The organism is Xanthobacter autotrophicus (genome assembly GCF_030015065.1).
GTDB classification, from domain to species: Bacteria; Pseudomonadota; Alphaproteobacteria; order Rhizobiales; family Xanthobacteraceae; genus Xanthobacter; species Xanthobacter autotrophicus_D.
On record NZ_JAIVFN010000255.1, the window covers coordinates 1 to 1505 of the forward strand.

Annotated in this window: 3 protein-coding genes; all 3 read right to left on the reverse strand. The window is 62.3% G+C overall.

Annotation, left to right across the window (positions count from 1 at the left end; genetic code table 11):
* The coding region (locus K9U40_RS22910) for a type IV secretion system protein (protein ID WP_282892388.1) at window positions 1-622 on the reverse strand (622 nt) is incomplete at its 3' end.
* 3 nt (window positions 623-625) lie between these two features.
* On the reverse strand, window positions 626-859 hold the full coding sequence (locus tag K9U40_RS22915) for an EexN family lipoprotein (RefSeq protein WP_282892389.1): 234 nt from the start codon (window positions 857-859) through the stop codon (window positions 626-628).
* On the reverse strand, window positions 856-1505 hold a 650-nt coding region (virB5, locus tag K9U40_RS22920; protein WP_432715936.1), incomplete at its 5' end, for a P-type DNA transfer protein VirB5. The genes K9U40_RS22915 and virB5, both read right to left, overlap by 4 nt.

Consider the following 1505-nt stretch of genomic DNA (forward strand, 5'->3'; position numbering starts at 1 on the left):
CGAGGACCTGCAGGATGACGAAGTTTGCCATCTGGCCGATCCACGCCTCGGTGAACCGGCGGGTCGACTGGAACATGGCCAGGACGACGAAGATCGGACCTATGGCCAGGACGATCGCGAGCGCGACGCGCGCATAAAGCGACACCACATAACCGATCGCCGCGACGATGAAGGTCATGACGATGACCACCAGCCCGGCCGCGCCGGTCAGGATGTCGACGGGCCAGGATCCCTTAGCCCAGATGTCGTTCGCTGATTTCTGGCCCTTGTCGAGCAGGGAGTCGAAGGCAGAGGCGCTCGGCGCCGAACCGGTGTTGAGGGCACCCGAAATCTCGGCCGGCAGGTCCTCGAAGAACACCTTCGAGACATAGGTCTGATAGTTCGACGCGTTCTGCACCAGCATCAGGATGATGGCGAGCTTCATCGCCCGGAATGCGAATTCCATGATCGGCTCAGGGATCGAGCCGCGCAGGACGAGGAAGCCGTAGATGACAACGTAAAGCGTCAGGGCGACGGTCAGCGGCCCCGTCACCCAGGAGGCGATGCCCGAAGTTCCCGAGCTGATGAAGGTCTCGAGCGGGGCCTTGAACTGGTCGTCGAGGAACAAGAAGACCTGATACATGCCCTACCCTCCCAGCGCCTTGTTCATGCGCTGGAGGCGGGCCTTTCCATCCGCTTCGTTCGCATTCTTGCAGTTGGGGGTCTCGGCGAGCTGCCCCGGATTCTCACGGCACTTCGCCAACTGCCCGGCACGCAAGGCATCATCGGAAAGATAATCGCTGACGGCGTGGATCCCCTCCCCCGGCTCGAAGCAGCCGGCGAGAGGAAGCATCAGGAACAGGGCCAAGATCCTCCTCATGGCAGCGCTGCATTCATCGTGTCGATGCGCTTGCGCCAGTCCTCGGCCTTGCGCTGCTCGTCGACCTGCACTTGTGCTTGCTGCACCATGCGTAGCCCCTGCATGCGCACCACATCGATCTGGAGGAACGCCGCCTCCGCCTGGAGCCGAGCCTGCAGGTCGGCAACGTCCTTCGAGGTGCCGGCCGAGGAGATCTGCTGCCGGAGCTGATCGATACCGTCTATTCGCTTCGTGGCAGCGTCGTAGATCTGCTGGCCAAGGCTCATCTGGCCGGCATTCTTCTTCTGGATGCGGGACAACTCCTGCGCATAAAAGTCGTTGGCGCTGGTCTGGTAGGTGGAGTTCTCCTGCAGGAACTTGGAGGCGGACTCGCCGAAGGCGCCGGAACCGGAGCCTTGGAGCAGGCCTTCGATCGCATTGAAGTCCTGTGGCAGGGCCTTGCGGATCGAGGGATCGTTGAGCACGCTCGCGACGTCGGCCATGTTCGTCAGCTTGTTGAGCGAGCCATAAAGCTGCTGGGCCTGCTGAAGCTGCTGGTTCAAAGTGTCGAGCTGGGATTTGAGTTGCGCAATGCTCTCCAGCTGCTTGGCAAGGGCGGCTTGGTCGATCACGGGGATGCCCTGCGCATCGGCCGCGCCGGCGGAGA

Bases quoted from the DNA above. Each gene is read 5' to 3' on its own strand.
- K9U40_RS22915 (WP_282892389.1), bottom strand. From the start codon at position 859: ATGAGGAGGATCTTGGCCCTGTTCCTGATGCTTCCTCTCGCCGGCTGC.